This window comes from Rhizobium sp. GCM10022189 (assembly GCF_042656325.1).
Taxonomy (GTDB): domain Bacteria; phylum Pseudomonadota; class Alphaproteobacteria; order Rhizobiales; family Rhizobiaceae; genus Rhizobium.
Map to the genome: position 1 here is coordinate 80,213 of NZ_JBHSOR010000047.1, position 26,660 is coordinate 106,872.

Below are 26,660 nucleotides of genomic sequence, written 5' to 3' on the forward strand. Positions count from 1 at the left end.
TGAGGGGAAGTGGGATCAACCCGCTTGCACATACGCCTGTGGCAACAAGGTCTGAAACAAGGAGGAGTTGTTCATGACTGCAGCGGATACAAGTTCAGGCGACGTATTGGCAGGCGTGGGCCTGCTGGATCGCGAAAGAATCATTGCAAGACCCGGCTTCAACCGGTGGTTCGTGCCGCCGGCCGCACTTGCCATCCATCTTTGCATCGGCATGGCCTACGGCTTCAGCGTGTTCTGGCTGCCGCTGTCGAAATCTCTCGGCATTGCGGCATCGACCGTCTGCCCGGACCTGACGCTTGCCTCGGCACTCTTTACCACCACCTGCGACTGGCGCGTTGCCGATCTTGGCTGGATCTATACGCTCTTCTTCGTGCTGCTCGGTTCGTCCGCTGCCATATGGGGTGGCTGGCTGGAGCGGGTCGGACCGCGCAAGGCGGGCGTCGTCTCGGCCTGCTGCTGGTGCGGCGGCATCATCATCGCTGCTTTCGGGGTCATTTCCCACCAGCTCTGGATCATGTGGATCGGCGCCGGGGTGATCGGCGGCGTCGGCCTTGGTCTCGGTTATATCTCGCCGGTTTCGACGCTGATCAAATGGTTCCCGGACCGGCGTGGCATGGCAACCGGCATGGCGATCATGGGTTTCGGCGGCGGCGCGATGATCGGCGCTCCGCTTGCCAATATCCTGATGAACACGTTCAAGACGGACACGTCCGTCGGCGTCTGGCAGACCTTCATCGCCATGGCGATCATCTATTTCGTGTTCATGCTCGGCGGAGCGTTCGGCTACCGCATTCCGCCGGCCGGCTGGCGTCCGGAAGGCTGGACGCCGCCCGCCGCCAAGAGCACGATGATCACCACCAAGCACGTGCACCTGCGCGATGCGCACAAGACGAAGCAATTCTGGCTGATCTGGGCGGTGCTCTGCCTCAACGTGTCGGCCGGCATCGGCGTCATCGGCATGGCGTCGCCCATGCTGCAGGAAATCTTCGCCGGCTCGCTGATCGGCTTGCCGGATGTCGGTTTTGCGCAGCTTGATGCAGGCCAGAAGGCGTCGATTGCGACGATTGCTGCCGGCTTTGCCGGCCTGCTGTCGCTCTTCAACATCGGCGGACGGTTCTTCTGGGCCTCCCTGTCCGACAAGATCGGCCGCAAGAACACCTACTATACTTTCTTCATTCTCGGCATCGTTCTCTATGCTGCGGCTCCAACGCTCGCAGATATGGGCAACAAGGCCCTCTTCGTGCTGGCCTTCGCCGTCATCCTGTCGATGTATGGCGGCGGCTTCTCGACCATTCCCGCCTATCTCGCCGATATTTTCGGCACGCAGTTCGTCGGCGCCATCCATGGCCGGCTGCTGACGGCCTGGGCAACGGCGGGTATCGTCGGCCCTGTCGTCGTCAACTATATCCGCGAGGCGCAGATCGCCGCCGGCGTAGCACCCGGCCCGGCGCTCTATACAGGCACGATGTATATTCTTGCCTGCATGCTGGCGCTCGGCCTGATCGCCAATGCCTTTGTCCGGCCGCTCACCGACAAATGGTTCATGGCGGACGAGGAGGTCGCCGCTCTTCAGGCGAAGACTGCGGCTGCAAATGCCGGGCCGACCGGTTCCTTCGGCATCGGTACAGGCGGCCTCGACGCCAAGGCGGCGCTTGCCTGGGCCGTGGTCGGAATTCCCCTTCTCTGGGGCGTCTGGGTGACGCTGCAGGCAACCCTGGCATTGTTCGGCTAGAAGGAATTCCTCGCGGGGAGTTCCTGAAAGGCTGGAGTTGGAGAGGACCGGGCGGGAGACATGTCTCCCGCCCGGTTTTTCAGACCATCGCTTCATTGCAGCAGCAATCGTGCAATGCCTGACAAGACTGGTGTCGGGGCCGCCGTCTCAACGAGATCTGACGGCGGACCTTATGCCGGCGCGCAACGAGATCCCGACCAGCAAAAAACCGCCCTTGAGGGGGCGGTTTTTCGTTCATGCCGTGCAATTCGGCTTTTAGGCGGCCAGTTCGTCCGTCTCGTTTTCCTTGAACATCTTTGCGAGGTTCAGGAAGCAGATCATGCCGTTTTCGGAAGCGATGATGCCCTCGCAGAAGGCACGGTCGAAGGACGCGGTAACTTCCGGAACGGGTTGCACCTGGCTGGAAGAGATCGTCAGAATGTCCGAAACGCGGTCAACCAGCATGCCGATGACCATGTTGTGCACTTCGGCGACGACAATGGCGCTGCGTTCATTGGCGACGGTGCTCTTCATGCCGAGCTTATAGGCCAGGTCGATGATCGGGATGACCGAACCGCGCAGGTTCATAACACCGATGACGTCCGCCGGAGAGTGCGGGATCGGCGTCGAAGGCGCCCAGCCGCGGATTTCGCGGATGGTCGTGGTCTTCACGCAGAATTCCTGATCGTGCAGGCGGAAGGCAATGATTTCGAGCGTGTCGCCGCTGAAGCTAGTAGAGTTGATCGTGGCCATTAAAATTCTTCCCAACTATCGTAAGCCAGGGCAGAAGCGGATGCGCCACCATTGGCGCGGACGAGCTTTGCCTTCCCACCATGCGATGGCTTTGCACCTGGCGAAGCATCGTTGCGGTTATCGATGACTTTAGCGGAAGAGTGTTGCCCAAATCTAAACTGTGAGACGAGATTGCGAAGGTTTTCGGTTTCGGACGAAAGCCGGGCGCTTGCCGCCGTCGTCTCTTCCACCATGGCGGCGTTCTGCTGCGTGCCCTGATCCATGATGTTGACGGCCTTGTTGATTTCGGCAAGCCCGGTCGATTGTTCGCGGGAGGACTCGACGATCGCCGTCACGTTGACGTCGATATTGCCGACCTGGACGACGATCCGTTCCAATTCCTGGCCGGTCTGGCCGACAAGATCGACACCGCTTTTTACGTGCTCCGAGGAGGTGGTGATGAGCGCCTTGATCTCCTTGGCGGCGCTCGCCGAGCGCTGCGCGAGTTCACGAACCTCCTGAGCGACGACGGCAAAACCCTTGCCGGCCTCACCGGCGCGGGCCGCCTCGACGCCGGCGTTCAGCGCCAGCAGGTTGGTCTGGAAGGCGATCTCGTCTATCACGCCGATAATGTTGCTGATCTCGTGCGAGGATTTCTCGATCTGGCCCATGGCGTCGACCGCCCTGCGGACGATATTGCCGGAATGCTCGGCGCCGCGCTTCGTTTCCGCGACAAGGCCGCCTGCTTCGGCAGCCCGGCCGGCACTGTCGGCGACGGTCTGGGTGATCTGATCCAGTGCGGCAGCGGTTTCTTCGACGGTTGCCGCCTGCTGCTCGGTGCGTTTGGACAGTACGTCGGCAGCTTCCTTGGTCTCGCGGGCACCGCTGGCGATCGCCTCGGCGTTGTCGAGGACCGTGCGCATGGCGTCGCCGAGCCTGTCGATCGCGGCATTGAAGTCGGTCCGGACTTTCTCGAGCGCGGGCGGGAAAGGATTTTCGATCCGTTTCGTCAGGTCGCCCTCGGCAAGCGCCGTCAGGCCGGTTGCCAGATCGTCGACGGCACGCACGCGTGCGGTGACGTCGGTCGCGAACTTGACCACCTTGAAGATGCGGCCGCTCATGTCGAAGATGGGATTGTAGGACGCCTGGATCCAGACGACCTTGCCGCCCTTGCCGATCCGCAGAAATTCCTCTGCGACGAACCGGCCGGCGGCAAGCGTCTTCCAGAATTCCTTATAGGCTTCGGAGCGCACATAGGCCGGCTCGCAGAAAATGCTGTGATGCTTGCCGCGGATTTCTTCCATCCGGTACCCCATGACCGAGAGGAAGTTGTCGTTCGCCTCCAGGATCTCGCCATCCGGTGTGAATTCGATGACAGCCTGAGCCCGCGAAAGGGCCGTGATTTTGCCTTCGGCGTCGGCGGCTTTCAGCTTGGCGGCGGTGACGTCGCTTGCCAGCTTGACGATCTTGTAGGGCTTGCCACCCGACATCAGCGGGTTGTAGCTCGCTTGGATCCAGACCTCGCGGCCATCCTTGCCGATGCGCTTATATTCGCCGGCATCGAATTCTCCCCTGCCGAGCTTCTGCCAGAATTCCCGGTAGGCGGGGGAGGCGACGTAATCCGGTTCGCAGAAAATGCTGTGATGCTTGCCGACAATGTCGCTGAGCTTGTAGCCCAACGCTCGGCAGAAATTCTCGTTCGCGTTCAGGATCTTTCCCTGCAGGTCGAATTCGATCGTCGCCTGCGATTTCATGAGAGCGACGACGATCGCGCGCGAATCCGATGTCGCGCCCAGCGAAAACAATGACATTTCAATTCTCCGATACGTGATGGCGACCAGCCGATGTCTCGGAGAATGGTTCGGATTTCGGGCATGACGGGGCCACAGTAAAACTGCAGTATATCCGGCAATACTTGAAAATCCGTCCTGCTTCGCAAGTGCGGCGGATCGGTTCAATGCATTTGCGAAACCCGCCCCGTGGCCCTAGATGCGGAACTGAAATCTAATCGCATGATTTAGGTATAATTTCTTCGTTAATAATGAGTAACCAAATCCAATTTCTGCCGAATTTCGGCCGATTTTCACGGATTTGTGCAGATTAAACCCGAGATATCCCGAGGTTAATCAGCGTCGGTTGTAAGATGATCGGCGATTTTGCTTTAGGTTATTGTCTTTTCAATTTGTGAAATCGCCCAGTCGACCTGTTGCCTGGTGATGACCAGCGGCGGCGCCAGGCGAATCGTGTGGTCATGCGTATCCTTAGCGAGAAGGCCGCGATCCTTGAGAGCGTAACAATATTGCCGGGCACCGCCGGCTTCCGGCTCCAGTTCGACCGCAAGCATAAGGCCACGGCCGCGCACGTCCCTGACGATATTGGAGCGGATGGAGCGCAGGCCTTCGAGGAAATAGGCGCCCATCGTCTCGGCGTTTTCGATCATGCCTTCTTCGGTCAGCACTTTCAGGGCCGCGCGGGCGACCGCGCAGGCGAGCGGATTGCCGCCGAAGGTCGAGCCGTGCTGGCCGGGCTTGAGCACGCCGAGGACTTCGGAATTCGAGAGCACGGCCGAGACCGGATAGAAGCCGCCGGAAAGCGCCTTGCCGATGAGCGTCACGTCGGCCTCGATACCCTCGTGTTCTTCGGCGAGCAGCTTGCCGGTACGGCCGAGGCCGGTCTGGATCTCATCGAGGATGAGGGTGACGTTGTTTGCCGTGCAAAGTTCGCGCACGCGGGTGAAATAACCGGCCGGCGGGATGATGACGCCGGCTTCGCCCTGGATCGGCTCGATCAATGCCGCAACGGTGTTGGCATTGATGGCGTCCGCGAAGGCTTCGGCATCACCGAAGGGAACAATGCGGAAGCCCGGCGTATAGGGTCCGAAGCCGGCACGCGCGTCAGGATCGGTCGAGAAGCTGATGATGCTGAGCGTGCGGCCGTGGAAATTGTTGGCGCAGACGATGATCTCGGCCTGGCCTTCCGGCACGCCCTTCACCTCGTAACCCCATTTACGAACCGCCTTGATGGCGGTCTCCACGGCTTCCGCGCCCGAATTCATCGGCAGGATCTTGTGGGAGCCGGTCAGTGCGGCAAGCTCCTCATAGAGATAGGCGAGCTGGTCGTTGCGGAAGGCGCGCGAGGTGAGCGTCAGGCGGCCGGCCTGCTCGACCATGGCGGCCAGGATCTTCGGATGGCAATGGCCCTGGTTGACGGCGGAATAGGCCGAGAGGCAATCGAGGTAGCGCTTGCCGTCCGTATCCCAGACATGAACACCTTCCCCCCGCGTCAGCACCACATCAAGCGGCTTGTAGTTGTTGGCACCAAGACGCTGTTCGGTAGCAATGAGGTTCGACGAGATGTTCATGGCCGGTGCTCCCTTATGCGGCGCGTGTAGGACGATCGAAGATGCGGCGGCCGAAGAGGCTTGCCGTCATCTCCACCATGATGCGGGCGCTCTTGCCGCGGTCATCAAGGAAAGGATTGAGTTCGACGAGGTCGAGCGAGGAGACGAGGCCGCTGTCGGACAGCATCTCCATGATCAGGTGCGCCTCGCGGAAGGTGGCGCCGCCGGGGACGGTGGTGCCGACGCCGGGCGCAAAATCGGGATCGAGGAAATCGACGTCGAAGCTGACATGCAGCAGGCCGTTCGCCTTCTCGACCGTTTCGAGAATCTGGCGGATGATCGCCGCTACGCCGGTCTCGTCGATCGAACGCATGTCGGAGACATTGACGCCGTGCTTGCGGATTTCCTGCCGTTCCGAGGCATCGACCGAACGGATGCCGACCTGGAAAACCTTCTTCGGGTCGACCAGCGGACGATCCCCGGGCAGGATCTCGGCAAGATTGGCGAGCCCGCAGAAGAAGGCGACCGGCATGCCATGAATATTGCCTGACGGCGAGGTTTCCGGCGAATTGAAATCCGAATGCGCGTCGAGCCAGAGAACGAAGAGCGGACGCCCCTTCTCGGCCGCATAGCGCGCCATGCCGGAGACACTGCCCATGGAAAGGCTGTGGTCGCCGCCAAGGATCAGCGGGAAGCGGCCGGATCTCGCGGCGTCGTAGGTAGCGGCTTCAAGCGCGCGCGTATAGGCGCCGACGGTGCGAAGATTGTGTGCCTTCGGATGGTTGGGCAGGTCCCTTGCCGGCACGACATCGAGGTCGCCGGCATCGATGACGTCATGCCCGAGATCGATCAGCGCCCTGTCGACGCCTGCAATGCGCAATGCCGTCGGCCCCATGCCGGCGCCCCTGCGGCCGGAACCTTCCTCAAGGGGAACGCCGATGAGGGTGACAGATCGAGATTGTGCTTCCATTCCGAGGGCTCCGTTGTGAGGCCTGTTTCGGCCGATAGTGGGATAAAGTGGCGGCGGCAAATAGATGGAAAAGTGTCAGAAATGGAATATGATTGCGCAAATTGATAAAGCTAATTTGACAAAGCGAAACCATGGACGATCTCGACAACGAGCTTCTGAGCGCACTTCGCCACAATGCGCGAATCTCCGTCTCCTCGCTTGCCGCCATGACCGGCGCATCGCGGGCGACGGTTGCTGCGCGCATCGACCGGCTGGTCGAAAACGGCACGATTGCCGGTTTCACGATCCGCACCGGCCATGAGACCCGTTCGGCCGGCGTTCGGGCGATCGTCATGATCGAAGTGCATGGCAAACTTGCCGACAAGGTCGCCACCCAACTCCGCGGCCTGCCGCAGGTGCGCGCGCTGCACAGCACCAACGGCAAATGGGATTTCGTCGCCGAACTTGAGGATCGTGACCTCGTATCCTTCGATGAAACCCTCCGCCGTATACGTCTCATCGACGGCATCAACACGACCGAAACCAACATCTTGCTGAAGACCAGCAAGGCGAGCTTCTAGCCCTGCCTCAATTCCAGGCCGGCCTCAGTATTCGTGTTCATAGACGATACCGGCCTCGCCGTCGCCCTTGCCGCCGGCAGCACCCCGCAGCTTCACGCCGCGCCCGACATCGAGATTGATGATCGCCTTGGCGCCCGATTCTCCGCCCTGCTGCAGCTCGAAATAGGTCCGCTCGTTGAGATAACGGCCGACGCTGACGCTGGTCTGGCCCCTTTCGTCGGTGCTGATGTCGAGGTCGTCGACGCCGAGCTGGTTGCGCAAACCCTCGAAGAGCGAGGTGGAGCGATTGCCGGCGAGCTGGCTGACGGCATCGGCAAGCTGGGCGATCTGGACCGGCGACAGGCGCGACATGGATTGGCCGAAGATCAGCTGGGCCAGCACCTCGTCCTGCGGCAGGGCAGGTGAGGAGGAGAAGGTGATGGCCGGATCGGTTGCGAGGCCGGTGACATCGACCGTCAGCGTCGTCGTGCCTGACGTGGACGTGGCCTCCATGTCGAGGGCCGGCGTCAGGTCGCCGGCAAAGGTGATGCGGCTGCGGTCGGAGAAATCGAGACGGCGGTTGAGGATGGTCAGACGGCCGCGCCGCATGGTGAAGGCGCCGGCGACCTGCGGTGCGGCAGCCGAGCCGCGGATCGTGATGTTGCCGCCGACTTCCGCATCGATGCCTCGGCCGCGCACGAAGATCTGCGAGGGCGCGTCGAGCTGGATATCCAGCATGATGGTCGAGGACCTTTCGCGTGGCTGCCGTTGTGCATTGTCCCTGAGCTGGGCGAGCACCGCAGGCGGCGCGTGGATGTGGCGGATATCGATTTCACGCAGCGATGTCGGAAGCCTCTCCGGCACTGTGATCGACGCCTTGTCGACGTGAATCTTGCCATTGAGCGTCGGATTGGAAAGCAGCGGCCCCTTCAGGCCGAGCGCGCCGTCCACGGTTGCGACAACCAGCGTGCCGTCGACATAGACGGCACGGTCCAGGCGGATGGAAAGGTCGGCCGGGAAGTTGCCGCTGATGCCGACCGAGCCGCTTGCCGAGATCGAGCCGCCGCTGGCCAGGCGGCCGTTCAGCCGCGAAATGACAGCCTGCTGTCCGTTGAACGTAATGGTTGCTCCCAGGCCTTCAAGGGCAAGGTTACGACGCACGTCGATCAGTTTTGCGCCATCTGTCGTCACCGTTCCCCGGAGGATGGGTGCTGCCGTCGTGCCGCTGACCTCGAGATTGACGTTCGCGATTCCTTCGGCGACGAGCCCCTGTTGGGCGAGCTGCGCACCGAGAACGGCAAAGGGGAGATTGCCGTTGAAACGCATCGACATGGCACGATTGCCCGTCATAGCCAGATTGCCGCCTCCCTTCAGGGACAGCCCGCCGTCGCCGGCAAGGCTGGTATCGACCGTCAGGCGGCTGTCGGCGAGCCTGCCGTTCGCACCGATCGTAAACGGGGCAAGGCCGGCGCTCCTGGTCTGGCTGGTTTCGGCGTTTTTCCAGTCGACCTTGAAATCGACTGCGGGCAGCGGAAGCGATCCGGAGGCGGTGGCCGTTGCCGAGATGGCGCCCGATGCGCCAAGGTTCGGGACAAAACCGTTGGCGACGGCCGCCGGCAGATTGGCAATATCGGCCTTGACGTTCATCCCCCTGATGGTCGTGCCGGCGATCGCGAGATTGCCCGTTGCCTTCAGCGAGACGCCGCCGTTGCCGTTGAGATTGGCGTCGAAATCCAGCCGTTGCCTGCTGAGCTTGCCGGAGGCGGCAAGCGTCAGGCCGGACAGCCCGGCCGTTCTGGTGTGTCTCGTCCCGGCGTTTTTCCAATCGATCTTGAAATCGGCCGACGGCGCGGTAAGCGCACCCGAGGCAGTTGCCGTTGCCGTGACGATGCCTTCGGCTCCGAGGTCCGGGACGAAGCCATTCGCCACCGCTGCCGGCAGATTGGTGATGTCGGCCCTGGCATCGATAGCCTGGACCGTGGTGCCTGCCAATGCGAGATTGCCGGCGGTTTTCAGCGAGACGCCACCCCTGCCATTCAAACTGGCGTCGAAATCGAGACGGTTGCTGACATATTTGCCCGATGCGGCAAGCGCCAGGCCGGAAAGACCGGCGGTCCTCGTTTGGCGCGTGGCAGCATTCGTCCAGTCAAGCTTGAAATCGACCACCGGCTCTGCCGGCGTGCCTGAGGTAATGGCGCTGCCGGAGATCGTGCCTTCGGCGCCAAGGCCGGGCACAAAGCCGTTGGCCAGGTTTGCGGGCAGGCCGGCAATGTCTGCGTTGACGGCGAGGTCGCGAATGGCGGTGCCGTCGATCGTTACGCCGCCGTTCGCCTTCAGAAGGGCGCCATTGCCACTGCCGAGATTGGCGTCGAAATCGACCCTGTTGTTTTCGTATTTGCCGGTGGCCCTGGCGGAGAGGTCGGTGAGCCCGTTGCTCCTGGTCTGGCGTGTCGCCGCATTCGCCCAGGCAAGGTCGAAGGTGACGGCCGGTGTCGGCAGCGAGCCGGAGGCGGACGCTTTGCCGGAGATCGTGCCTTCGGCGCCGAGATCGGGGACGAAGCCGTTGGCAAGGCTGGCCGGAAGGTTTGCGAGATCGGCATCGACCTTGAGACTGCGCACGGCGGTCCCCGCAAGCTCGACATTGCCCGTCGCCTTCAGCGTCAGGGTCTTCGGTCCGGCGAGACTGGCATCGAAATCGAGCTTGCGGTCGGCAAAATGGCCGGTGGCGGCAAGGTCGAGCCCGGTCAGGCGGGCTGTCTTGATGTGCCGCGTCGTGGCGTCCTGCCAGGTGAGTTTGAAATCCGCGGTCGGCGCGGCCGGCGTGCCGGATGCCGAGGCCGTGCCGGAAATCGTTCCGCCGGCATCGAGATCCTGCACGAAACCGTTGGCGATATTGGCGGGCACATTCGCAAGTTCGGCATCGACCTTGATATTGCCGATCGTCGTTCCGGTAACAGCGACATTGCCGCGGGCTTTCAGCGACAATCCGCCCTTGCCGGCGAGCGCCGTGTCGAAATCGAGCCTGCTGTCGGCAAACCTGCCGAATGCATCGAGCGACAGACCGGAAAGTCCGGCCGTCTTTGTCTGGCTCGTCGCGGCCCCTTTCCAGTTTAGCTTGAAATCAGCCGCCGGCGCTGCGGGTGTGCCCGTTGCCGTGACCGTTCCTGAAACCGTACCTTCGGCCGCAAGGCCGGGAACGAAGCCATTGGCGATCCTGGCCGGCAGGCGGGCGATATCGGCGTTGACATTCAGGGCCGGGCCGTTCGGATCTGCCAGGCCAATGTCGCCCGCCGCCTTCAGGGAAAGCCCGTCAGCGCCGCTCACGTCGCCATCGAAATTCAGCCTGTTGTCGGCGAAAATACCCGATGTCGAGATGCCGAGAGGGTCGAGGCCGGCGCCTTTCGTGTGGCTGGTGGCGGCATCCTTCCAGTCGAGCTTGAAATTGACTGTCGGGGCGGCCGGTGTCCCGGTCACATTGACCGTCCCGGAAATCGTGCCATCGGCGGCAAGGTTGGGAACGAAACTGTTGGCGAGGCTTGCCGGCAGGTCGGTGATGACGGCATCGAGCTTCAGCGTCTCGCCGGCAGAGCCCGTAACCGCGACCGAACCCTTGCCAGTCTTCACGGTCAGGCCGTTCAGGCTGGCAACTCCCCTGGTGATGTTGACCTGTGCGGGTGACGCCAGTTCGACGGGAATGTTGCGCGGTTTTGCGGCGAAACGATCGAGGCGGAGGTCGATCATGCCGCCTGCAGACTGCACGCTGCCGGCCGCTTCCAGCGGATTGCCGTCATAACCTGCGTCCAGCTTGAAGTCGGTGCGGGTCTGCTGCTGAACGAAATCAAGCGCAATGCCAGTAAGCTTGTTGCTACCGGCGCTGAATTCGTCGGCCCGTATCGTGCCGTTGGCGGCAAAAGCCTGGAGATCGCTGACGGTTATGTCGATGGTCGGTCTGGCGATCGTCAGCGTGTCGCGGTGGATGCCGCTGCCGTTGGCGGTGACCTTGAGTGCGATCCTGCCGTCGCTGCCGGCAATGTCGACGGAGCCCTTGAGGTCGCCTTCCGCCTTTTGACCGCCGAGGGCGGCAAGCAGGCTGATGTCCGGGAAGTCGAAAGTCAGTGCCCCTGCCGGCGTCATGCCTGACGAAAGCGTGAGGTTGCCAGCCAGGCGGTTGCTGCCGACCTCCGCTGTCAGCGCGGGAATGGAAATCGTGCCGTTCTCCGACTTGACGTCGCCATTGATGCCGATCGGCTGACCGTCGATCGTGCCGGTCGCGGCGATCCGGCCCTTCGGCGCGGCAGGATCGGCGGAACCCGTCAGGTCGATGTTGAGATTGCCGACCGTGCGGTCGGCCATCTGCAGGGTGGCGGCTTTCACGCTGGCGGTGAGCGCAAGTGCGGGAAGCGTTCCGCTTGCCTTGACGCTGTAGTCGGCTTCTCCGCTCGTGCCCGACAGAAGCTTGCCGATATCGGGAAGTCTGCCGGCAAGGTCGGCCGTCAGCGCGCCTTCTTCGAGGGCGACATTGCCGGTTGCCTCGACGGTCGGCGATGCGAGCGTGATGTTGGAGAGCGTGACCTTCGACGGGATGGTGCCGGCAACCTGGGTTTCGAGGCTGATCGGCGCATCGAATTTCTCGGCGATGGCCGGCGGCAGGGCGGCGGGCTGGACGGTAAATTTCGCATTGCCGGTCAGCGTATTGTCGGCCAGGCCGTAGGAGCCGTTGAGATCGGCGCCGATATTGGCGCTTTCGATGGTCGTGCCGTTGAAGCCGATGCCGTTGCGCGAAATCTGAAGCGGAGCGACGAGCGTGATCGGTCCGCGAACCGCACGGTTGAGGTTGGGCTCGGTGAATGTCGCGTCTCCGGCGACAAGGCGCAGCTGGATATCGCCGGCGCCGTTGGCCAGATTGAAGGCATCGCTCTTGGCCGTCAGCTTGACGTTGCCGATATCGGCCTGCGGCATTGTCGCCGAATCCAGCGAGCCGCTGGCGTTGATGCGCACGGCCTGGGCCTGTCCGGTCATCGCCAGATTGAGGCCTGAAATCATGAAGCGGGCTTCGTCATCGGCAAGCGGCCAGCGGAAATCGACCGGACCCGAAGTGCCGAGCACATTGGCATTCAGGCTGTTGTTGCCGGCAGGATCGAGCGTGCCGGATGCGGCGATGACGACGCTGCCGGTTGCGATATTGCCGGTCTGAATGTCGATCTTGCCATGATTGTCGAAGGTCGCCGAGACATCGACGTTCGTCTGGCCGGCAAAAAGCGGCCGGAATGCCATGGGAAGCAGCGAGCTCACGTCGCCGCCGCCCTTGAGGTCGAGATGATGCAGGCCGTCGGGCGTGATCGCGTGCTTGCCTTCAAGCGAGGCGCGCTGCTGGCCGTCGAGGGCGGCCTGCAGCTTGCCGTTCCAGTCCGAGATCGGCCCTTCGCCGTTAAGCGCGATATTGACCGCCGGGCTGCCGGGCAGGCCGAGGAAACCCGCGAGCAGGCCGCCCTGCGGCTCGGCCAGCTGGGCGTTCAGCCGCAGATGGCCGCTTGCCGGGGTAAATGCGACATCGGCGGAGAGTTTGGCCTCGGGAACCTGGTGGCGGTTGACGTTGATCAGCGCCTCCCCGCCATCGCCATCGGCCTTTAGGCTGCCTGTTGCGGCCAGCGAGAAGGCGCGGCCGGTCAGCGGCGCTGCGAGCGAAATATCGGGCAGGGCGATGTGTTCGACATCGACCTTCAGCGGCAGCCGGAAACCGTCGCCGCTCTCTTCCCCTGCCGCAGCCGGCCTGGAGGGCAGGGTGCGAACCGGTCGGCGGCGCACGTCGATGGAGGCGACGGAGACCTGCCTGGCGTGGAAGGTGCCCGTCAGCAGGGCCAAGGGGTTCCAGTCGATGGCGATGCCGCGGATTTCCGCGAATGTGCCGCGCGTATCCGAGAGCGTGATTTCGGCTGCGCGCAGGCCGCCGGTCAGCAGGCCTTCGGGTTCGCGCACCGATATCGTCATATCGCGGTTGGAAAGGGCGGAAGCGACGTTTTCGGTGACGATGCGGGCACCGAAAGAGGTGAAGCCGAAGATCGCCAGCGCAATGACGGCGAGAATGATCGCAGCGCCGAGCCCGTAGCCAAGGAGCCGCATGATCCAGTTCATGATTTTCGCCAACATTTGCATAGAGCGGACACTATCCCGTTTTCATGACAGCTCACAGGCCGGAAAATACTGCGAAATCGGCCATTTCCGTGATTGGCCTAGAATGATTGGCCTATGCCGGCATAGATTCCATAATCCGTCCCACCATCGTACCTGTTCAGTGGCACGGCGAAATCAAGCCGCAGAGGCCCGAAAGGCGTTGCATAGCGGATCCCGGCGCCCGCACCGGCCCTGATATCGGAGAAATCAGGCGCAATACTGTCCGAAACCGTGCCGACATCGATGAAGGGCACGATGCCGATCGTATCGGTGATCTTGATGCGCGCTTCGAAGGAGCCGGTCACATAGGAGCGGCCGCCCGTGGCCTCATCGTTTTCGTTATAGGGCGAGATTTCCTGATAACCGTAGCCGCGCACCGAACCGCCGCCGCCGGCAAAGAAGCGCTGGGTTGCCGGAATCTGCTCGACACCGCCGCCGCCGATCAGCGTGCCGGCCGCAAGCTTGCCGGCGAGCACGATGCGATCCTCCGCGCCGAGGCCGAGATAGCCCGATATCGAGCCCTCGAAGGCCGAATAGACCGTGCCGTTCATGAACTCGTAGCCGGGCTTTGCCGATAGCGTGGCGTGGTAGCCGCCGGTCGGATTGTATTTGTCGTCGCGGGCGTCGCGATCATAGGTGATCGGCAGCGTGAAGGTCAGGTAGTTGTTGTTGCCGAAGGCGTCGTCGTCATTCTCGAAGCTCAGCTCGCCGGCTGCCGACAAGGTATCCTGATCGGTCAATTCATAGGAGAGGCCGAGCGAGGCGGTGATCAGCCTGGCATTATAGGCATCCGGATTCTGGGTCTTGGCGACGATGCCGGCCTTCAGGGTGGCGGATGGATGGATGAAGCCCGGTTTTGTGAAGAGGATGCCGGCGGAGTAATCGAGATCGCCGAAATCGGACGCTTCGCCGAGGCGCGAGACGGCACCTTCGATGCGCAGCGATTCGGCTTCGCCGAACAGGTTGCGGTGGCCCCAATAGCCATTGATGCCGAAGCCGTCGATCGTCGAATATTGCGCGCCGATGCCGAGGTAACGCCGCTTGCCTTCGGAAACCTCGATCGTCATGGGCAGGGTGCCGTCGGCGGCCAGCGCGTCGGCTTCGTGGATCGTCACGCTTGAAAAGACGCCGAGCGCGCGCAGGCGCTCGCCTGCCTTTCTCAGGCCTTCGGGCGAATAGGCTTCGCCCTTCTCCAGGCGCGAATAGCGCTGGATGAATTCCGGCTCGACCCTTTCTTCGCCAGTCACGCCAACCTTGCCGATCGGAGCAACCGGACCGCCTTCAGCAGCGAGGACGATATCGACCGTGTTGCGGCTGTGATCGGCGACGACGCGCCGCTCGGTCAGCTTGGCGAACGGCCTTCCTTCGCCCTTCAACTGGTCGACGATCGTATCGCCGGCCTTGATGATGGCGAGCGAACCGGCTTGCGCGCCCGGCGCCAGATTGTAATCGGCGGGATTTCGATGCGCAGCGTCGCCGCCGAACTGCACCTCGTTCACAGTGAAGACCGGGCCGGGCGTTATATCCACCTTGACCGGGATGGGTTTTGAGCGATCGAAAGTCGGGTTCGGCGGCAGGTCGTCCAGGTTGCGGCCGTCGACGGTGATCGTCACGACGCCGCCGTAGCGCGCTTTTTCGTAGAGTGTGGCGATCAGCCTGTCGCGGTCGTCGCGCGCTTTCACGACGACGCCGAGATCGCCGGAAACCGGAAGGTTCTTGTCGCCGACCAGGCGAGAACTGTCCTCCAGCGCCTTCTTGAGATCGCTGTCGGCCGTCCCGGTCTCGAGCACCACGTCATAGCGCACGGGATCGGGCACCTGCAGGCTCTCGTCCTCGTCCTTGCCGAATATGGTGATGCCGAAAAGCTTGAATGCGTAAGCCTTGCTCACGAGGACCGGTGAAAATGCAGCCGCTGCTGCAACCACCAGCATGGCGCCTGCTTTATACGCAATACCCGTTTTCAGGCCCGTCCCTCTAATCCGCATCCGCTGCTTTTGGGTTACACTAAAATGAAGCTCTGCGTTGCCCAGCCGAGCGCAAGCTTAGCGGCAAAATCGCGCCACGTGTACCAATTTAAATTGTCGGCGCACTAATTTAGTACAAAAAAATCCCGGACGACGATCCGGGATTTCCATTTTTCCGTCCTGATTGCAGATCTCAGCGGCAATCGTCGATATAGCGACGGCCGTAGCGATCACGGTAATAGCATTGGCCGGGCTGCTCCGCGACCCTGCCGATCAGCGCGCCCGAAACGCCGCCGATCGCTGCACCGACGGCCGCGCCGCGCACGTCGCCGGTGACTACGCCGCCGATGACGGCACCCGAAGCCGCGCCGATGCCGGCACCTTGCTGCGTGGGTGTACAGCTTGCGATCGAAAGGCCGATCAGTGCGAGTACGAGGACTTTTCTCATCTCTTCTCTCCGAGGTTCTTGGCGCCCCAGCGGGCGGATGTCGTCCCTAGCCTGTTTTTTCTTCAGGCTAGCCCGGAAACTATGTCGCAAGAAGGGCTTGTCTACCGTCATCAAGCCTTTTTTCGTAAGGCGCGGGTTTCTTTCCACGATTAAAGCAGGAGTTTCGAGGATTTTTCCGCGGAATTGACGCCGATCAAATTCCTTGGGCGCGACTCGCGTATTTTTTATCTGGAATCATTCAAAAGTCTGCGCCTTTTGCCGCAGTTGATGATAAAGCAGGGACCAAGGGTTGACGTGCGGTTGCCGTCTCAGCAACAAACAGCCGTACGAACTGGAGCATATGATGGATTTCGAAGCGTTTTTCAAAAACGAGCTGGATGGGCTTCACACTGAAGGCCGTTACCGCGTTTTTGCCGATCTGGAACGCCATCGCGGCAATTTTCCGCGCGCGACGCGCCACACGGCCAATGGCGAGCAGGAAGTAACCGTCTGGTGTTCTAACGACTATCTCGGCATGGGTCAGCACCCCAAGGTGATCGAGGCGATGAAAGAAGCCATCGATCACTGTGGCGCGGGTGCGGGAGGCACCCGGAATATTTCTGGCACCAACCACTACCATGTTCTGCTCGAGCAGGAACTAGCGGATCTACACGGCAAGGAAGCCGCGCTGACTTTTACATCCGGCTATGTTTCCAACTGGGCGGCACTCGGCACGCTCGGCGCCAAGATTCCCGGGCTCATCATCTTCTCCGATGCTTTCAACCATGCCTCGATGATCGAGGGTATCCGCTACGCCAAGTGCGAGAAGGTTATCTGGAAGCACAATGACGTGGCAGACCTCGAGGCGAAGCTCGCTGCTGCCGATCCCAAGGCGCCGAAGCTCATCGCCTTCGAATCCGTCTATTCGATGGATGGCGATATCGCGCCGATGAAGGAAATCTGCGATCTCGCCGACAAATATGGCGCCATGACCTATCTCGACGAAGTGCATGCCGTGGGCATGTACGGTCCTCGCGGCGGCGGCATTGCCGAGCGCGAAGGCCTGATGGACCGTATTACCGTCATCGAAGGCACGCTCGCCAAGGCTTTCGGCGTCATGGGCGGCTATATTGCCGCTTCCGCGGCGCTCTGCGATTTCATCCGCTCCTTTGCGTCGGGCTTCATCTTCACCACGGCGCTGCCGCCGTCGCTGGCGGCCGGCGTGGTCGCGTCGATCCGGCATCTCAAGGTCAGCCCGTTCGAGCGCGCGCGCCATCAGGATCGCGTCCGCAAGCTGCGCGGCCTGCTCGACCAGCGCGGCATTCCGCATATGCCGAACCCGAGCCATATCGTGCCGGTCATGGTTGGCGATGCCGCCAAGTGCAAGTGGATCTCGGATCTGCTGCTCGACAATTTCGGCGTCTATGTCCAGCCGATCAACTATCCGACGGTGCCGAAGAAGACCGAACGCCTGCGCATCACGCCGACGCCGCTGCATTCGGATGCCGACATCGAGCATCTCGTCGGCGCGCTGCATTCGCTCTGGTCGCGTTGCGCGCTCGCCCGTCACGTCGCTTGACGCCACGGCGCCAGATTTTTCAGGACCGGCTTTTTACCGGATGAGCCCGGCAGCCCGCTGCCGGGCTTCCTTGTCTGCGGCGAAGACATCGTCCATCGTCGCGGCCGCCGGCAGGGCGGTGAGATCATCCATCACCTTTTCGGTAATTTCGGCCATGGCGAGGAAGGGCAGGCGGCCCTCAATGAAGGCTTCGAGCGCGACTTCCTTGGCGCCGTTCAGCACCGCGCCCTGGACGCCGCCGCGCGTCATCGCCAGTCGGGCGAGCCGCAGGGCGGGGAAACGCTTCTCGTCCGGTGCCTCGAAGTCCAGCCTTGCCAGCTTGGCGAAATCCAGCCGTTCGATCGGCAGGTTTGCCCGGCGCGGGTGGGACAGCGCGTAGCCGATCGCGGTGCGCATGTCAGGCGCACCGAGCTGCGCCAGCACCGAGCCGTCCGTATAGCCGACCATCGAATGGATGACAGACTGCGGATGGACGATCACCTCCACCTGTTCGGGGCGCAGGCCGAAAAGGTGCTTCGCCTCGATCATTTCCAGCGCCTTGTTGAACAGCGACGCGCTATCGATGGAAATCTTCAGGCCCATCGACCATCTCGGATGGGCGCGCGCGCTCTCCACCGTGACATCGGCCATTTCCTCCAGCGAGGATGTGCGGAAGGGGCCGCCCGATGCCGTCAGGATGACGCGTTCCACGGCATGGCGCTGGTTCTCCTCCAGCACCTGGAAGATCGCGTTGTGTTCGCTGTCCACGGGCAACAGCTTGCCGCCGCCGTTTTTCACCGACTCGATGAAAAGATCGCCGGCCGAAACGAGGCATTCCTTGTTGGCGAGTGCGATATCGGCGCCGCGGCGTGCCGCAGCAAGGGTCGGCGCAAGGCCGGCCGTGCCGACGATGGCGGCCATCACCCAGTCAGCCTCGCGGTCGGCTGCTTCCATGAGGCCGGACTTGCCGGCGGCGACCGCGATGCCGCTGCCCGAAAGTTCGCTTTTCAGCGATTCGTAATGGCGGTCATCGGCGATGACGGCGAGCCGGGCGCCCGACGCTTTTGCCTGCTGCGCCAGCAATTCCACGTTACCATGGCCGGTCAGGACGGAAATTTCGAAATTTTCCCGGCCGCCCAGATGATCGACGACATTGAGCGTATTTTGGCCGATCGAGCCGGTCGAACCGAAGATACTGAGGCGCCGAAGCGCGGTTTTGCTCGTCATCATCGTCGATTTCGCAAGAAATTGCATATCCGGCATCGGCTCTACAGGGGATCGGGGAAGGCAGCAAGTGTGCGGTGCAGCAAATTTCAACCTCAGAGGGGGTTAGAGATCCGCGCGGTCGGCCTCGGCCACAAGGCGGTCGATGCGCGGCAGGCGGCAGCATCAGCGCTGCGAGCGGTGATTTCTCCAGTACTGTCGCCTTCAGCCAAAAAACCTGCCCAATCTCGGGCTGAGCGCATCCGTGCCTGATCCGCTTTCGGCCGCGCGGACGTGACGTGTCAATTTGAACTATCGGCTTCGCTGGCAGGCGAAACCAAAGCGCGGTCAGCCGCGTTTCTTCCTCACGACAGAGGAGGACAGAACCATGGTCTTCAAGGAACAGACATTTCACGGCCGTCAGCCCGAAGCCGAGGCCGACTACGCCAATCGCGCGACGCTGGAAGCTGCGGTCGCAAACGCGCTGGCTGTGGCCGGCGGTATCGACGCATCCGATGTCGAGGTTACGGCCGAAGGCGACGAGATCGTCTTGAGCGGCCATGTCGGTACGGTGGAAGAAATCGAGCGCGCAACGGTTATCGCAAGAACAGTGGAGGGCGTGCATACGGTTCGCAACCGTATTCTTCTCGTGGACCCGACGGTTAACGTTCGACATTAACCATTAACGGAACATTAACTTTATGTAAGTTTATCCGTGCCGACCCCTGACCTAGGCTTGGATCATTCCACAGCCCCCGGAAAGTCAGGTGTTTCGATGCATCAGATGGAAATGATCAATCGCCGGACATGGAGCAGTCCGCTCTCCCGGCGCGACTATCGCAACAGCAGCGGCTTCATCAATGAAGGCGAGCGCACGGTGTTTGGCATCGGCCTTGCGAATGCCGCAGGCGGCAGCGTTCTCGATATTGGCGTCGGCGGCGGCCGCACGGCAGCGCTTCTCGCCAGACAGGCCAGCCACTATGTCGGTATCGACTATACGCCTGAAATGGTGACGCTTGCGCGGTCGAACCATCCGGGCCTTCGTTTTGAAAACATGGATGCGCGCGATCTGTCGGCCTTTGCCGCCGGCACCTTCGATCTCGTCGTTTTCAGCTATAACGGCATCGATTCCGTCGATGCCGACGGGCGCAGATCGGTCCTGCGCGAGGTTTCGCGTGTGCTGAAGGCCGGCGGCACATTCGTTTTCTCGACATTCAATCGCGACTGGCATGGTTTTGGCGCAAACCGCGCCCGCTCGTCCATCATCTGGTCCAACCATCCGGTGAAGCTGAGCTTCCGGCTTCTCAAGCATGCGATGGGACTGGTGCGCGAGCGCCGTTTCGCGCCGCTGGAAGAGCGGGATGGCGAACATGCGATCCTGCTGCATCGCGCCCATGATTTCGGCATCATGGTTTACGCTACAACGCCCGGCCAGCTGCGCTCGCAACTCATGGAAAGCGGCTTCAGCGGCGAGCCGCTGCTCTTTTCGGTCGATGGTCGCCCGCTCGCCGGCCAGACGCCGGCAGAGGAGGAATATTTCCACGTCGTGGCGCGCAAGCCGTCACTCAGCTGATCAGCCGAAACGCTCGCTCAGGAAGCCGGCGGGAGCCTTTTCGCCGACAAGCCGATCGGTCTTATGCGCGGTAACGGGGGCGTGCGGCTGGTAGCTGACGGCGACGAGCAGGCCGCAGGTGATTGGACAGCCGATGGCAAGCAACATCATTCGGATACGCATGACGGATACTCCTGTTACTCGTGTTTTCCGCTAAAACGCGGGGGAAATCGCGAAGTTCCTCCTGCGCGGAAAAGTAAGCCCCGGCGTTCCGCTCAGCCTTGCTGGCCTCGTCTGGGCGGCGATGGGCTTTATCGGCGGCTGGATCGTCGCGGCGCTGCTAGGGGCCGGCGCAAAACGTGTGGAGCGGTTTAATAGGTTTGTCCCAGAGGGAATAAGCAGCCACTGATTTCATTGGGTTATTTCGGCTCGATAGATTTGATATGTCCCTGAGGTTTTGATTGATATGTCTCCAATGTTCGGCTCTTGTTAGTCGGGCAACAAAAAGGCCCCGAAACCGGAACCTTTGAAACCTTAGATTATGATGATGTGGTATGCCGCCAGTCGGTCGAAAGTGATTCTCCGTCGCAACTCCAGCCAGCACTTTTGAGAAGGCTGATCATTTCGGTATCAAGCGGTCATGGGGGGTGGCCTCGAAAGCCAGGGCGGCAGGGAAAAGTCGACGTAGACCCAGACCTCTTTGAAATTCGAAGCCGCCCTTGCAGCCGGCACAGACCCGTTCGATCATGATCTCCATAGGGAGATCGAGTGATGACTGAATCGGTAATTGTCACATGCACGCCGTACATAGACGCAGCGCTACTTTCGGCACGTCAAGGACACCTGCGGTCAGTTGAGTACTTTACGCGGTCTGGGGAGCAATTGGACGATAGCCGCTACGAATAAGGTTGGCTTTCAAGATTTTGACATTTTCTTTCCGCTCCGAGGCTTCCCTAATTGCGTCGACGCCGCCAGTCGACCTTTGCGGGCAGAAACAGTAGTTGCGAGAGCGATCCGTTCCCGAAAGATGGCCATTGGCAAAACGTTCCATAGACGATTACTCTAAGAAAACAAACGCGACGTCTTTCAGATCGTTTGCGGTGCATCTGTGAGCGTTGCTTCAACCTGTGGTCGCCTTCGGCAAGTTCTATCGAAAGGCACATATGCATAATCTGGCTGCCGCTCTGGCAATCACCCTGTCCTATCTGGATGGACGCTCATCGAAGTCCACTGAGGATGATGATGTTGAGGTTTTAGAGGCTGTCGCCGCAGAGCTTCAGAACGCTCCATCGGACGAAAAGAACGCGGTGATCTCAGCTCTAGTTCACATCGGTAGGGCCGATCTCGTGGACGGTTTGGGTTTGAACTAGATTCACGAGAGAGCACGCTTGCATAGCGTACCTCTGGGAAGATATTGCAGACCTAATTCTGGATGTCGTGCGCGCGTCGACCAGTACCCATTGGGACGCTTATCATGCAATTCGTCGACGGGTGCTGTTTGAGGGTCGCGGATTGACCGAGTACGACGATCACCATCCCGATGATCATCGGGATGGAATCCCGCTCTTACTTCTGTGGGGAAATAGTGGGAGCTGCCCGTCTCGATTTGGCGGTCAATGACCTGAAGTTTCATCCGGCTGCGATTAGAGCCTCGGCGGCTTTGAATAAGCGAAAGAGAGATCAAGTAGACGCTGAACCGATTTTGCCTTGATGAAGTGAATGACTCCTCCGCCAGCACGGTTGATGATCCCCGCGAACTTCAAAACGATCTCATCGCCATGCAGGACAGTAGCAAAGACCGACCCTCCAGATAGCCCGTTCGGGTCGAAGTCCATCGCTCCAACTAATCGACACGATCCTAGTGCCGGGTCGGAGGGAGCCTTCTCCGGATCGCATGTCATTGATCTGATGACAGTACCGACATGGTTATTGTCGAAAATATCATAGGTCTGATCATCAAACGGACACCCGTAGGCATGGTAGCCAAGGACCTCGTCTGCGTCTTCCAAGACGTCATTGTTGCGCAACGTGAAGAAGCGCCTGCCCAGAGAGGCCTTTACCTCGACCTGTTCAGTAAAATCGAAAACGCACAGGTCGACCTCATCGCTACCGGTTTGCTGTACCGATGCCTTGAAGCGCGTGTAGCCCGCTGAACTGATGTAGGTGTTTTCATCGAGGAACAACACCCCGATTTCTTCCTCCCGAACATCCCGCAATTGATGGGCAGTGCAGACGAGGAAGTTCCTGCCGCGGTAGAGCAGTCCTGTTGCCGATCCCTTCAACTGCACCGGAAAGGCTTCGACGCCCGTATATCTCACCAGGTTCTGGCAGAACACGTGAAGCCGTGATTGTAGAGAATTGGCCGGAACCAGTAGACCATGCACCCGAATGCTGGTCCGAACTTTCCTGTCCAACAGCGTCGTCAATTCGTCCATTTGTGAATCACTGGAGTGGAGGCTCGTACGACGAGCATGCCATCATCGCGACCGGAGCATCAAGATGAGGAAGTGGATGCCCGTTGGAGAACGTTCGAAGTCAGCATCACGATAAGAGCCATCTCCGCGTTGATCTTTCGCAGGAGAATGCGATTCTTGTAATGAAATCAATGATCGTCAGCACAATCAGATTGGCGAAAAAAATCAGGGACAAAACAGCGCTCGTGGGGACAAACCTTTTGAGCGATTCCAACGTGCGGTGCGGTGGCGACCTGGCTATCGGTGAGAGAATGGTGATCCCGACGCGATTCGAACGCGTGACCCTCAGATTAGGAATCTGATGCTCTATCCTGCTGAGCTACGGGACCACTCGGATGCCATGCATACAAAAGGCTTGGCGTGAAGCCAAGCCTTTTTCAGCGTTTCGGATGCCGTTTCGTTTCAGGCGCCGAGGCGCTGTTCGGCAAGGCGCACCCAGTAGGAAATGCCGTGGGCGATGGCTTCGTCGTTGAAATCGTAGGCGGGGTTGTGCAGGCCGGCGGTGTCGCCGTTGCCGATGAAGATGAAGGCGCCGGGGCGGGCGTTCAGCATGTAGGAAAAATCCTCGCCGCCCATCATCGGATCGACTTCGGGATTGACGTTGTCTTCGCCGGCAATATCGGCTGCGATGGCGACGGCATACTCGGTCTCCTCCGCATGGTTGAAGGTGACGGGGTAGTTGCGGTGGAAGTTGATGTCGGCTTGCGCGCCATGGGCCGCGCAGATGCCGTTCACGATTTCGCGCAGGCGCGCCTCGGCCTGGGCACGCACGTCTTCGTCCAGCGTGCGGATCGTGCCGGCGAAAGTGGCGTCGTTGGGAATGACGTTGTGGGCGAAGCCGGCATTGAACTTGGTGACGGAGACGACGACCGAGCGCAGCGGATTGACGCTGCGCGAGGCGATCAGCTGCAGGTTGGTGACGATCTGCGCGCCTGTGGCGATCGGGTCGATCGTGCGGTGCGGCTGGGCGGCATGGCCGCCGCGGCCCTTGATGGTGATGGTGAATTCGTCGGTCGCCGCCATGATCGGGCCTTTGCGGGTGGCGAACTGGCCGACGGGCAGGCCCGGCAGATTGTGCATGCCGTAGACCTCTTCGATGCCGAAGCGCTCCATCATGCCGTCCTTGACCATCAGGTTGCCGCCGCCGCCGCCTTCTTCGGCCGGCTGGAAGATGACAGCGACATTGCCGTTGAAATTGCGGGTCTCGGCAAGGTATTTTGCGGCACCCAGCAGCATGGCGGTGTGCCCGTCGTGGCCGCAGGCGTGCATTTTTCCCGGCGTTTTCGAGGCCCAGGGCTTGCCGGTGATTTCGGTCAGCGGAAGAGCGTCCATATCGGCGCGCAAGCCGACCGTGCGGCTGCCTTCACCCCTGCCCTTGATGAGGCCGACGACGCCGGTGCGGCCGATCCCGGTCACGATCTCGTCGACGCCGAATTCCTTCAGCTTTTCAGCGACGAAAGCCGCCGTGTTTTCGACTGCGAAGAGAAGTTCCGGACGCGCATGGATGTGACGGCGCCACTCTGCAACTTCGTCCTGAAGTTCGGCGGCTCTATTCAGAATCGGCATTCTTGGCTTCCTGTAAATGAAATGCGTGGGGCCTGTCTGAAAGCATCACAAGGGCGTGATGCCTTGGAAATAACTTAGTCAATGACCTTTGCCATGTCATAGCCATATAGGGTAAATAGGGGAAGGTTTCGAGATAATTCCCTGAAGGACGAGCACTTGTCGACGCGCCACGATCGTTTGTTCGCCGCTTTGCGGCCCTTTTCTTTTATAGCGACAGCAACAGCGGTTCTGGTCTCGTCCGTTACACTTGCCGAGGCCAATCCGCATATTCTCGTCGACGTGCAGACCGGCCGCGTGCTCGAACATGAGGAAGCCTTCCGCAAGTGGTATCCGGCTTCGCTCACCAAGCTCATGACCGTCTATACGGTCTTCGACGCCATCCGTTCCGGCCAGATCAGCCTCGATACGCCCGTCGTCATGAGCAAGCGGGCGGCAGCCGCGCCGCCGGCCAAGATGGGCTTCAAGCCCGGCCAGAAGTTCACGCTCGACAGCGCGCTGAAGATCCTGATGGTCAAGTCGGCCAACGATATCGCCGTGGCCGTTGCCGAGGCTGTCGGCGGCACGCAGGAGGGGTTTGTCGTGCGCATGAACGCCGAGGCGGCAAAGCTCGGCATGACGGATTCGCATTTCGTCAATCCGAACGGCCTGCCGGGCAAAGGGCAATACACGACGGCGCGCGACCTTGCGATCCTGACGGTCGCCCTGCGGCGCGATTTCCCGCAATATGCCGGCTATTTCTCGCTTGAAGGTTTTACCACCGGCAAACAGAACGTGCCGAATATCAATATGCTGATCGGCCGCTTCGCCGGCGCCGACGGGATGAAGACCGGCTTCATCTGCGCCTCCGGCTTCAACCAGATCGGTTCGGCTACCCGCAACGGCCGCACGCTGGTTTCCGTCGTGCTTGGCACCGACAGCCTGGCCGCGCGCGCCGATGCGACGGCAAACCTGCTGCAGAAGGGCTTTACCACGCAGTTTACGGCCAATGATACGCTCGGTTCACTGAAGCCTTACGGGCCTGGCCAGGACCAGGTGACGGACATTACCGCCGATATCTGCAGCGCCAAGGGCGCCAAGGTGCGCAGCGAAACGCGTGACGAAGTCGGCCGCATGAAGGTGCAGTCGCCCTATATCCACGAGATGGATCACGAGCCGCAGTTCGTCTTCGCCGGCCTCATTCCCGGCCAGGATCCGCAGCCGGTCGCCCAGAACGACAAGACCGCCAGAGGGGATGCGGTGGAAGCGCTCGCCAATGTACCGGTGCCGCTGCCGCGGCCGGCATCCTTCTAGGGAAAGACCATGAGCATGCTTAGCGACAAGATTCCGGTCACGATCCTGACCGGTTTTCTCGGCGCCGGTAAATCGACGCTTCTGAACCGTATCCTTAAAGATCCTGCCATGAAGGATGCGGCCGTCATCATCAACGAATTCGGCGATGTCGGCATCGACCATCTGCTCGTCGAAAGCTCCGGCGATTCCATCATCGAGCTTTCCGACGGTTGCCTCTGCTGCACCGTGCGCGGAGAGCTGGTCGATACGCTCGCAAACCTGATGGATGCCGTGCAGACGGGCCGCGTGAAGCCGGTCAAGCGCGTGGTCATCGAAACGACAGGGCTTGCCGACCCGGCGCCCGTCATGCAGGCGATCATGGGCAATCCCGTCATCGCGCAGAATTTCGAGCTCGACGGCGTCGTCACCGTCGTCGATGCCGTGAACGGTCTGCAAACGCTCGACAATCACGAGGAGGCCCGCAAGCAGGTTGCGGTCGCCGACAGGCTGATCATCTCGAAGAAGAGCATAGCCAGCAATACGGATGCGCTGACGGTGCGCCTGCGTGGCCTCAATCCGCGCGCGAGCGTCATGGATGCCGATAGCGACGAGGCCGGCTCGGTGGGCGTGCTGGTCAACGGGCTCTACGATCCCGCGACCAAGATCGCCGATGTCGGGCGCTGGCTGCATGATGAGGATGAGCACGAGGGGCATCACCATCATCACGATCATGGCCATGCGCACGGTCATCACCACCATCATCATGGCCATGAGCATCAGGACCCGCATGACGTCAACCGTCACGATGCGTCGATCCGCTCCTTCTCGATCATCGAGGAGAAGGCGATCGATCCGATGGCGCTTGAAATGTTCATCGATCTCCTGCGCTCGGCGCATGGCGAAAAACTGCTGCGCATGAAGGCGATCATCGCCACCTCGGACCGGCCGGAGCGGCCGCTGGTGCTGCACGGCGTCCAGAGCATTTTCCATCCGCCGGTGCGGCTTGCCTCCTGGCCGAACCCCGAGGACCGGCGCACCCGCATGGTGCTGATCACCAAGGATCTGCCGGAGGCTTTCGTGAAGGACCTCTTCGATGCCTTCCTCGGCAAGCCGCGGCTCGACACGCCGGATCGCGCTGCGCTCAGCGACAATCCGCTCGCCATTCCGGGCATGCGGATCTGAAG

Annotated in this window: 18 protein-coding genes and 1 tRNA gene; 7 read left to right on the forward strand and 12 right to left on the reverse strand. The window is 61.2% G+C overall.

What is annotated here, in order from left to right:
• Positions 1 to 73 precede the first annotated feature (73 nt).
• A complete protein-coding gene (locus ACFPWW_RS20450; protein ID WP_377313083.1) occupies positions 74 to 1,732 on the forward strand; it encodes an OFA family MFS transporter in 1,659 nt (552 codons plus the stop codon).
• Between the two features lie 255 nt (positions 1,733 to 1,987).
• Here the strand turns inward: ACFPWW_RS20450 and ACFPWW_RS20455 are convergent, their stop codons facing one another.
• From ACFPWW_RS20455 to rocF, 4 genes are all read right to left on the reverse strand, one after another.
• Entirely contained in the window at positions 1,988 to 2,464 is a 477-nt protein-coding gene (locus ACFPWW_RS20455; protein ID WP_029868938.1) for a chemotaxis protein CheW, read from the reverse strand.
• Entirely contained in the window at positions 2,464 to 4,254 is a 1,791-nt protein-coding gene (locus tag ACFPWW_RS20460) for a methyl-accepting chemotaxis protein (RefSeq protein ID WP_377313084.1), read from the reverse strand. Before ACFPWW_RS20460 ends, ACFPWW_RS20455 begins: the two co-directional genes overlap by 1 nt.
• A 350-nt stretch (positions 4,255 to 4,604) precedes the next feature.
• On the reverse strand, positions 4,605 to 5,804 hold the full coding sequence (gene rocD, locus ACFPWW_RS20465) for an ornithine--oxo-acid transaminase (RefSeq protein ID WP_377313085.1): 1,200 nt from the start codon (positions 5,802 to 5,804) through the stop codon (positions 4,605 to 4,607).
• Positions 5,805 to 5,817: 13 nt separating this feature from the next.
• Positions 5,818 to 6,753 (reverse strand): arginase, encoded by a 936-nt coding sequence (rocF, locus tag ACFPWW_RS20470; RefSeq protein ID WP_377313086.1) that lies wholly within the window; start codon positions 6,751 to 6,753, stop codon positions 5,818 to 5,820.
• Positions 6,754 to 6,884: 131 nt separating this feature from the next.
• Here rocF and ACFPWW_RS20475 point away from each other — a divergent pair, with 131 nt between their 5' ends.
• Complete coding sequence (locus ACFPWW_RS20475) at positions 6,885 to 7,313, forward strand: Lrp/AsnC family transcriptional regulator (protein WP_112571830.1); 429 nt, start codon at positions 6,885 to 6,887, stop codon at positions 7,311 to 7,313.
• A 24-nt stretch (positions 7,314 to 7,337) separates the two neighbouring features.
• Here ACFPWW_RS20475 and ACFPWW_RS20480 read toward each other — a convergent pair whose 3' ends face one another.
• From ACFPWW_RS20480 to ACFPWW_RS20490, 3 genes are all read right to left on the reverse strand, one after another.
• Positions 7,338 to 13,445, reverse strand: coding sequence for a translocation/assembly module TamB domain-containing protein (locus tag ACFPWW_RS20480; RefSeq protein WP_377313087.1), 6,108 nt, complete (start codon positions 13,443 to 13,445; stop codon positions 7,338 to 7,340).
• 77 nt (positions 13,446 to 13,522) lie between these two features.
• Positions 13,523 to 15,448, reverse strand: coding sequence for an autotransporter assembly complex protein TamA (locus ACFPWW_RS20485; protein WP_377313088.1), 1,926 nt, complete (start codon positions 15,446 to 15,448; stop codon positions 13,523 to 13,525).
• A 172-nt stretch (positions 15,449 to 15,620) separates the two neighbouring features.
• Entirely contained in the window at positions 15,621 to 15,875 is a 255-nt protein-coding gene (locus ACFPWW_RS20490) for a YMGG-like glycine zipper-containing protein (RefSeq protein ID WP_112571824.1), read from the reverse strand.
• Positions 15,876 to 16,218: 343 nt separating this feature from the next.
• Here ACFPWW_RS20490 and hemA point away from each other — a divergent pair, with 343 nt between their 5' ends.
• Entirely contained in the window at positions 16,219 to 17,433 is a 1,215-nt protein-coding gene (gene hemA / locus ACFPWW_RS20495; RefSeq protein WP_112571822.1) for a 5-aminolevulinate synthase, read from the forward strand.
• A gap of 33 nt (positions 17,434 to 17,466) precedes the next feature.
• On the opposite strand, the gene dxr is transcribed toward hemA, so the two are convergent.
• Positions 17,467 to 18,642, reverse strand: a complete 1,176-nt coding sequence (gene dxr / locus ACFPWW_RS20500) for a 1-deoxy-D-xylulose-5-phosphate reductoisomerase (RefSeq protein WP_377313089.1) — start codon at positions 18,640 to 18,642, stop codon at positions 17,467 to 17,469.
• A 361-nt stretch (positions 18,643 to 19,003) separates the two neighbouring features.
• Between dxr and ACFPWW_RS20505 the strand changes: the two genes are divergently transcribed.
• The gene (locus ACFPWW_RS20505; protein WP_377313090.1) at positions 19,004 to 19,294 is read left to right on the forward strand and encodes a BON domain-containing protein; all 291 of its coding nucleotides are present in this window, start codon (positions 19,004 to 19,006) and stop codon (positions 19,292 to 19,294) included.
• A 105-nt stretch (positions 19,295 to 19,399) separates the two neighbouring features.
• The gene (locus ACFPWW_RS20510) at positions 19,400 to 20,188 is read left to right on the forward strand and encodes a class I SAM-dependent methyltransferase (RefSeq protein ID WP_377313091.1); all 789 of its coding nucleotides are present in this window, start codon (positions 19,400 to 19,402) and stop codon (positions 20,186 to 20,188) included.
• Here ACFPWW_RS20510 and ACFPWW_RS20515 read toward each other — a convergent pair whose 3' ends face one another.
• The 4 genes from ACFPWW_RS20515 to ACFPWW_RS20530 form a co-directional block, all read right to left on the reverse strand.
• A complete protein-coding gene (locus ACFPWW_RS20515) occupies positions 20,189 to 20,350 on the reverse strand; it encodes a hypothetical protein (protein WP_377313092.1) in 162 nt (53 codons plus the stop codon).
• Positions 20,351 to 21,810: 1,460 nt separating this feature from the next.
• Entirely contained in the window at positions 21,811 to 22,602 is a 792-nt protein-coding gene (locus tag ACFPWW_RS20520) for a hypothetical protein (RefSeq protein ID WP_162712869.1), read from the reverse strand.
• Between the two features lie 291 nt (positions 22,603 to 22,893).
• Positions 22,894 to 22,970, reverse strand: a tRNA-Arg gene (locus ACFPWW_RS20525).
• 73 nt (positions 22,971 to 23,043) lie between these two features.
• Positions 23,044 to 24,207, reverse strand: a complete 1,164-nt coding sequence (locus ACFPWW_RS20530) for a M20 aminoacylase family protein (RefSeq protein WP_112757137.1) — start codon at positions 24,205 to 24,207, stop codon at positions 23,044 to 23,046.
• Positions 24,208 to 24,363: 156 nt separating this feature from the next.
• Between ACFPWW_RS20530 and ACFPWW_RS20535 the strand changes: the two genes are divergently transcribed.
• Together ACFPWW_RS20535 and ACFPWW_RS20540 are read left to right on the forward strand one after the other, a co-directional pair.
• The gene (locus ACFPWW_RS20535) at positions 24,364 to 25,497 is read left to right on the forward strand and encodes a D-alanyl-D-alanine carboxypeptidase family protein (protein ID WP_112757139.1); all 1,134 of its coding nucleotides are present in this window, start codon (positions 24,364 to 24,366) and stop codon (positions 25,495 to 25,497) included.
• Positions 25,498 to 25,506: 9 nt separating this feature from the next.
• Entirely contained in the window at positions 25,507 to 26,658 is a 1,152-nt protein-coding gene (locus ACFPWW_RS20540) for a CobW family GTP-binding protein (protein WP_112757141.1), read from the forward strand.
• The last annotated feature ends 2 nt before the right edge of the window (positions 26,659 to 26,660 follow it).

What these genes read in the sequence shown, in the direction of transcription:
- rocD (WP_377313085.1), bottom strand. Translation starts at nt 5,804, where the DNA reads ATGAACATCTCGTCGAACCTCATTGCTACCGAACAGCGTCTTGGTGCC.
- ACFPWW_RS20450 (WP_377313083.1), top strand. Translation starts at nt 74, where the DNA reads ATGACTGCAGCGGATACAAGTTCAGGCGACGTATTGGCAGGCGTGGGC.
- ACFPWW_RS20485 (WP_377313088.1), bottom strand. Translation starts at nt 15,448, where the DNA reads ATGCGGATTAGAGGGACGGGCCTGAAAACGGGTATTGCGTATAAAGCA.
- ACFPWW_RS20510 (WP_377313091.1), top strand. Translation starts at nt 19,400, where the DNA reads ATGGAAATGATCAATCGCCGGACATGGAGCAGTCCGCTCTCCCGGCGC.
- ACFPWW_RS20475 (WP_112571830.1), top strand. Translation starts at nt 6,885, where the DNA reads ATGGACGATCTCGACAACGAGCTTCTGAGCGCACTTCGCCACAATGCG.
- ACFPWW_RS20540 (WP_112757141.1), top strand. Translation starts at nt 25,507, where the DNA reads ATGAGCATGCTTAGCGACAAGATTCCGGTCACGATCCTGACCGGTTTT.
- ACFPWW_RS20480 (WP_377313087.1), bottom strand. Translation starts at nt 13,445, where the DNA reads ATGCAAATGTTGGCGAAAATCATGAACTGGATCATGCGGCTCCTTGGC.
- ACFPWW_RS20455 (WP_029868938.1), bottom strand. Translation starts at nt 2,464, where the DNA reads ATGGCCACGATCAACTCTACTAGCTTCAGCGGCGACACGCTCGAAATC.
- rocF (WP_377313086.1), bottom strand. Translation starts at nt 6,753, where the DNA reads ATGGAAGCACAATCTCGATCTGTCACCCTCATCGGCGTTCCCCTTGAG.
- ACFPWW_RS20515 (WP_377313092.1), bottom strand. Translation starts at nt 20,350, where the DNA reads ATGCGTATCCGAATGATGTTGCTTGCCATCGGCTGTCCAATCACCTGC.
- ACFPWW_RS20520 (WP_162712869.1), bottom strand. Translation starts at nt 22,602, where the DNA reads ATGGACGAATTGACGACGCTGTTGGACAGGAAAGTTCGGACCAGCATT.
- ACFPWW_RS20530 (WP_112757137.1), bottom strand. Translation starts at nt 24,207, where the DNA reads ATGCCGATTCTGAATAGAGCCGCCGAACTTCAGGACGAAGTTGCAGAG.
- hemA (WP_112571822.1), top strand. Translation starts at nt 16,219, where the DNA reads ATGGATTTCGAAGCGTTTTTCAAAAACGAGCTGGATGGGCTTCACACT.
- ACFPWW_RS20490 (WP_112571824.1), bottom strand. Translation starts at nt 15,875, where the DNA reads ATGAGAAAAGTCCTCGTACTCGCACTGATCGGCCTTTCGATCGCAAGC.
- dxr (WP_377313089.1), bottom strand. Translation starts at nt 18,642, where the DNA reads ATGATGACGAGCAAAACCGCGCTTCGGCGCCTCAGTATCTTCGGTTCG.
- ACFPWW_RS20505 (WP_377313090.1), top strand. Translation starts at nt 19,004, where the DNA reads ATGGTCTTCAAGGAACAGACATTTCACGGCCGTCAGCCCGAAGCCGAG.
- ACFPWW_RS20460 (WP_377313084.1), bottom strand. Translation starts at nt 4,254, where the DNA reads ATGTCATTGTTTTCGCTGGGCGCGACATCGGATTCGCGCGCGATCGTC.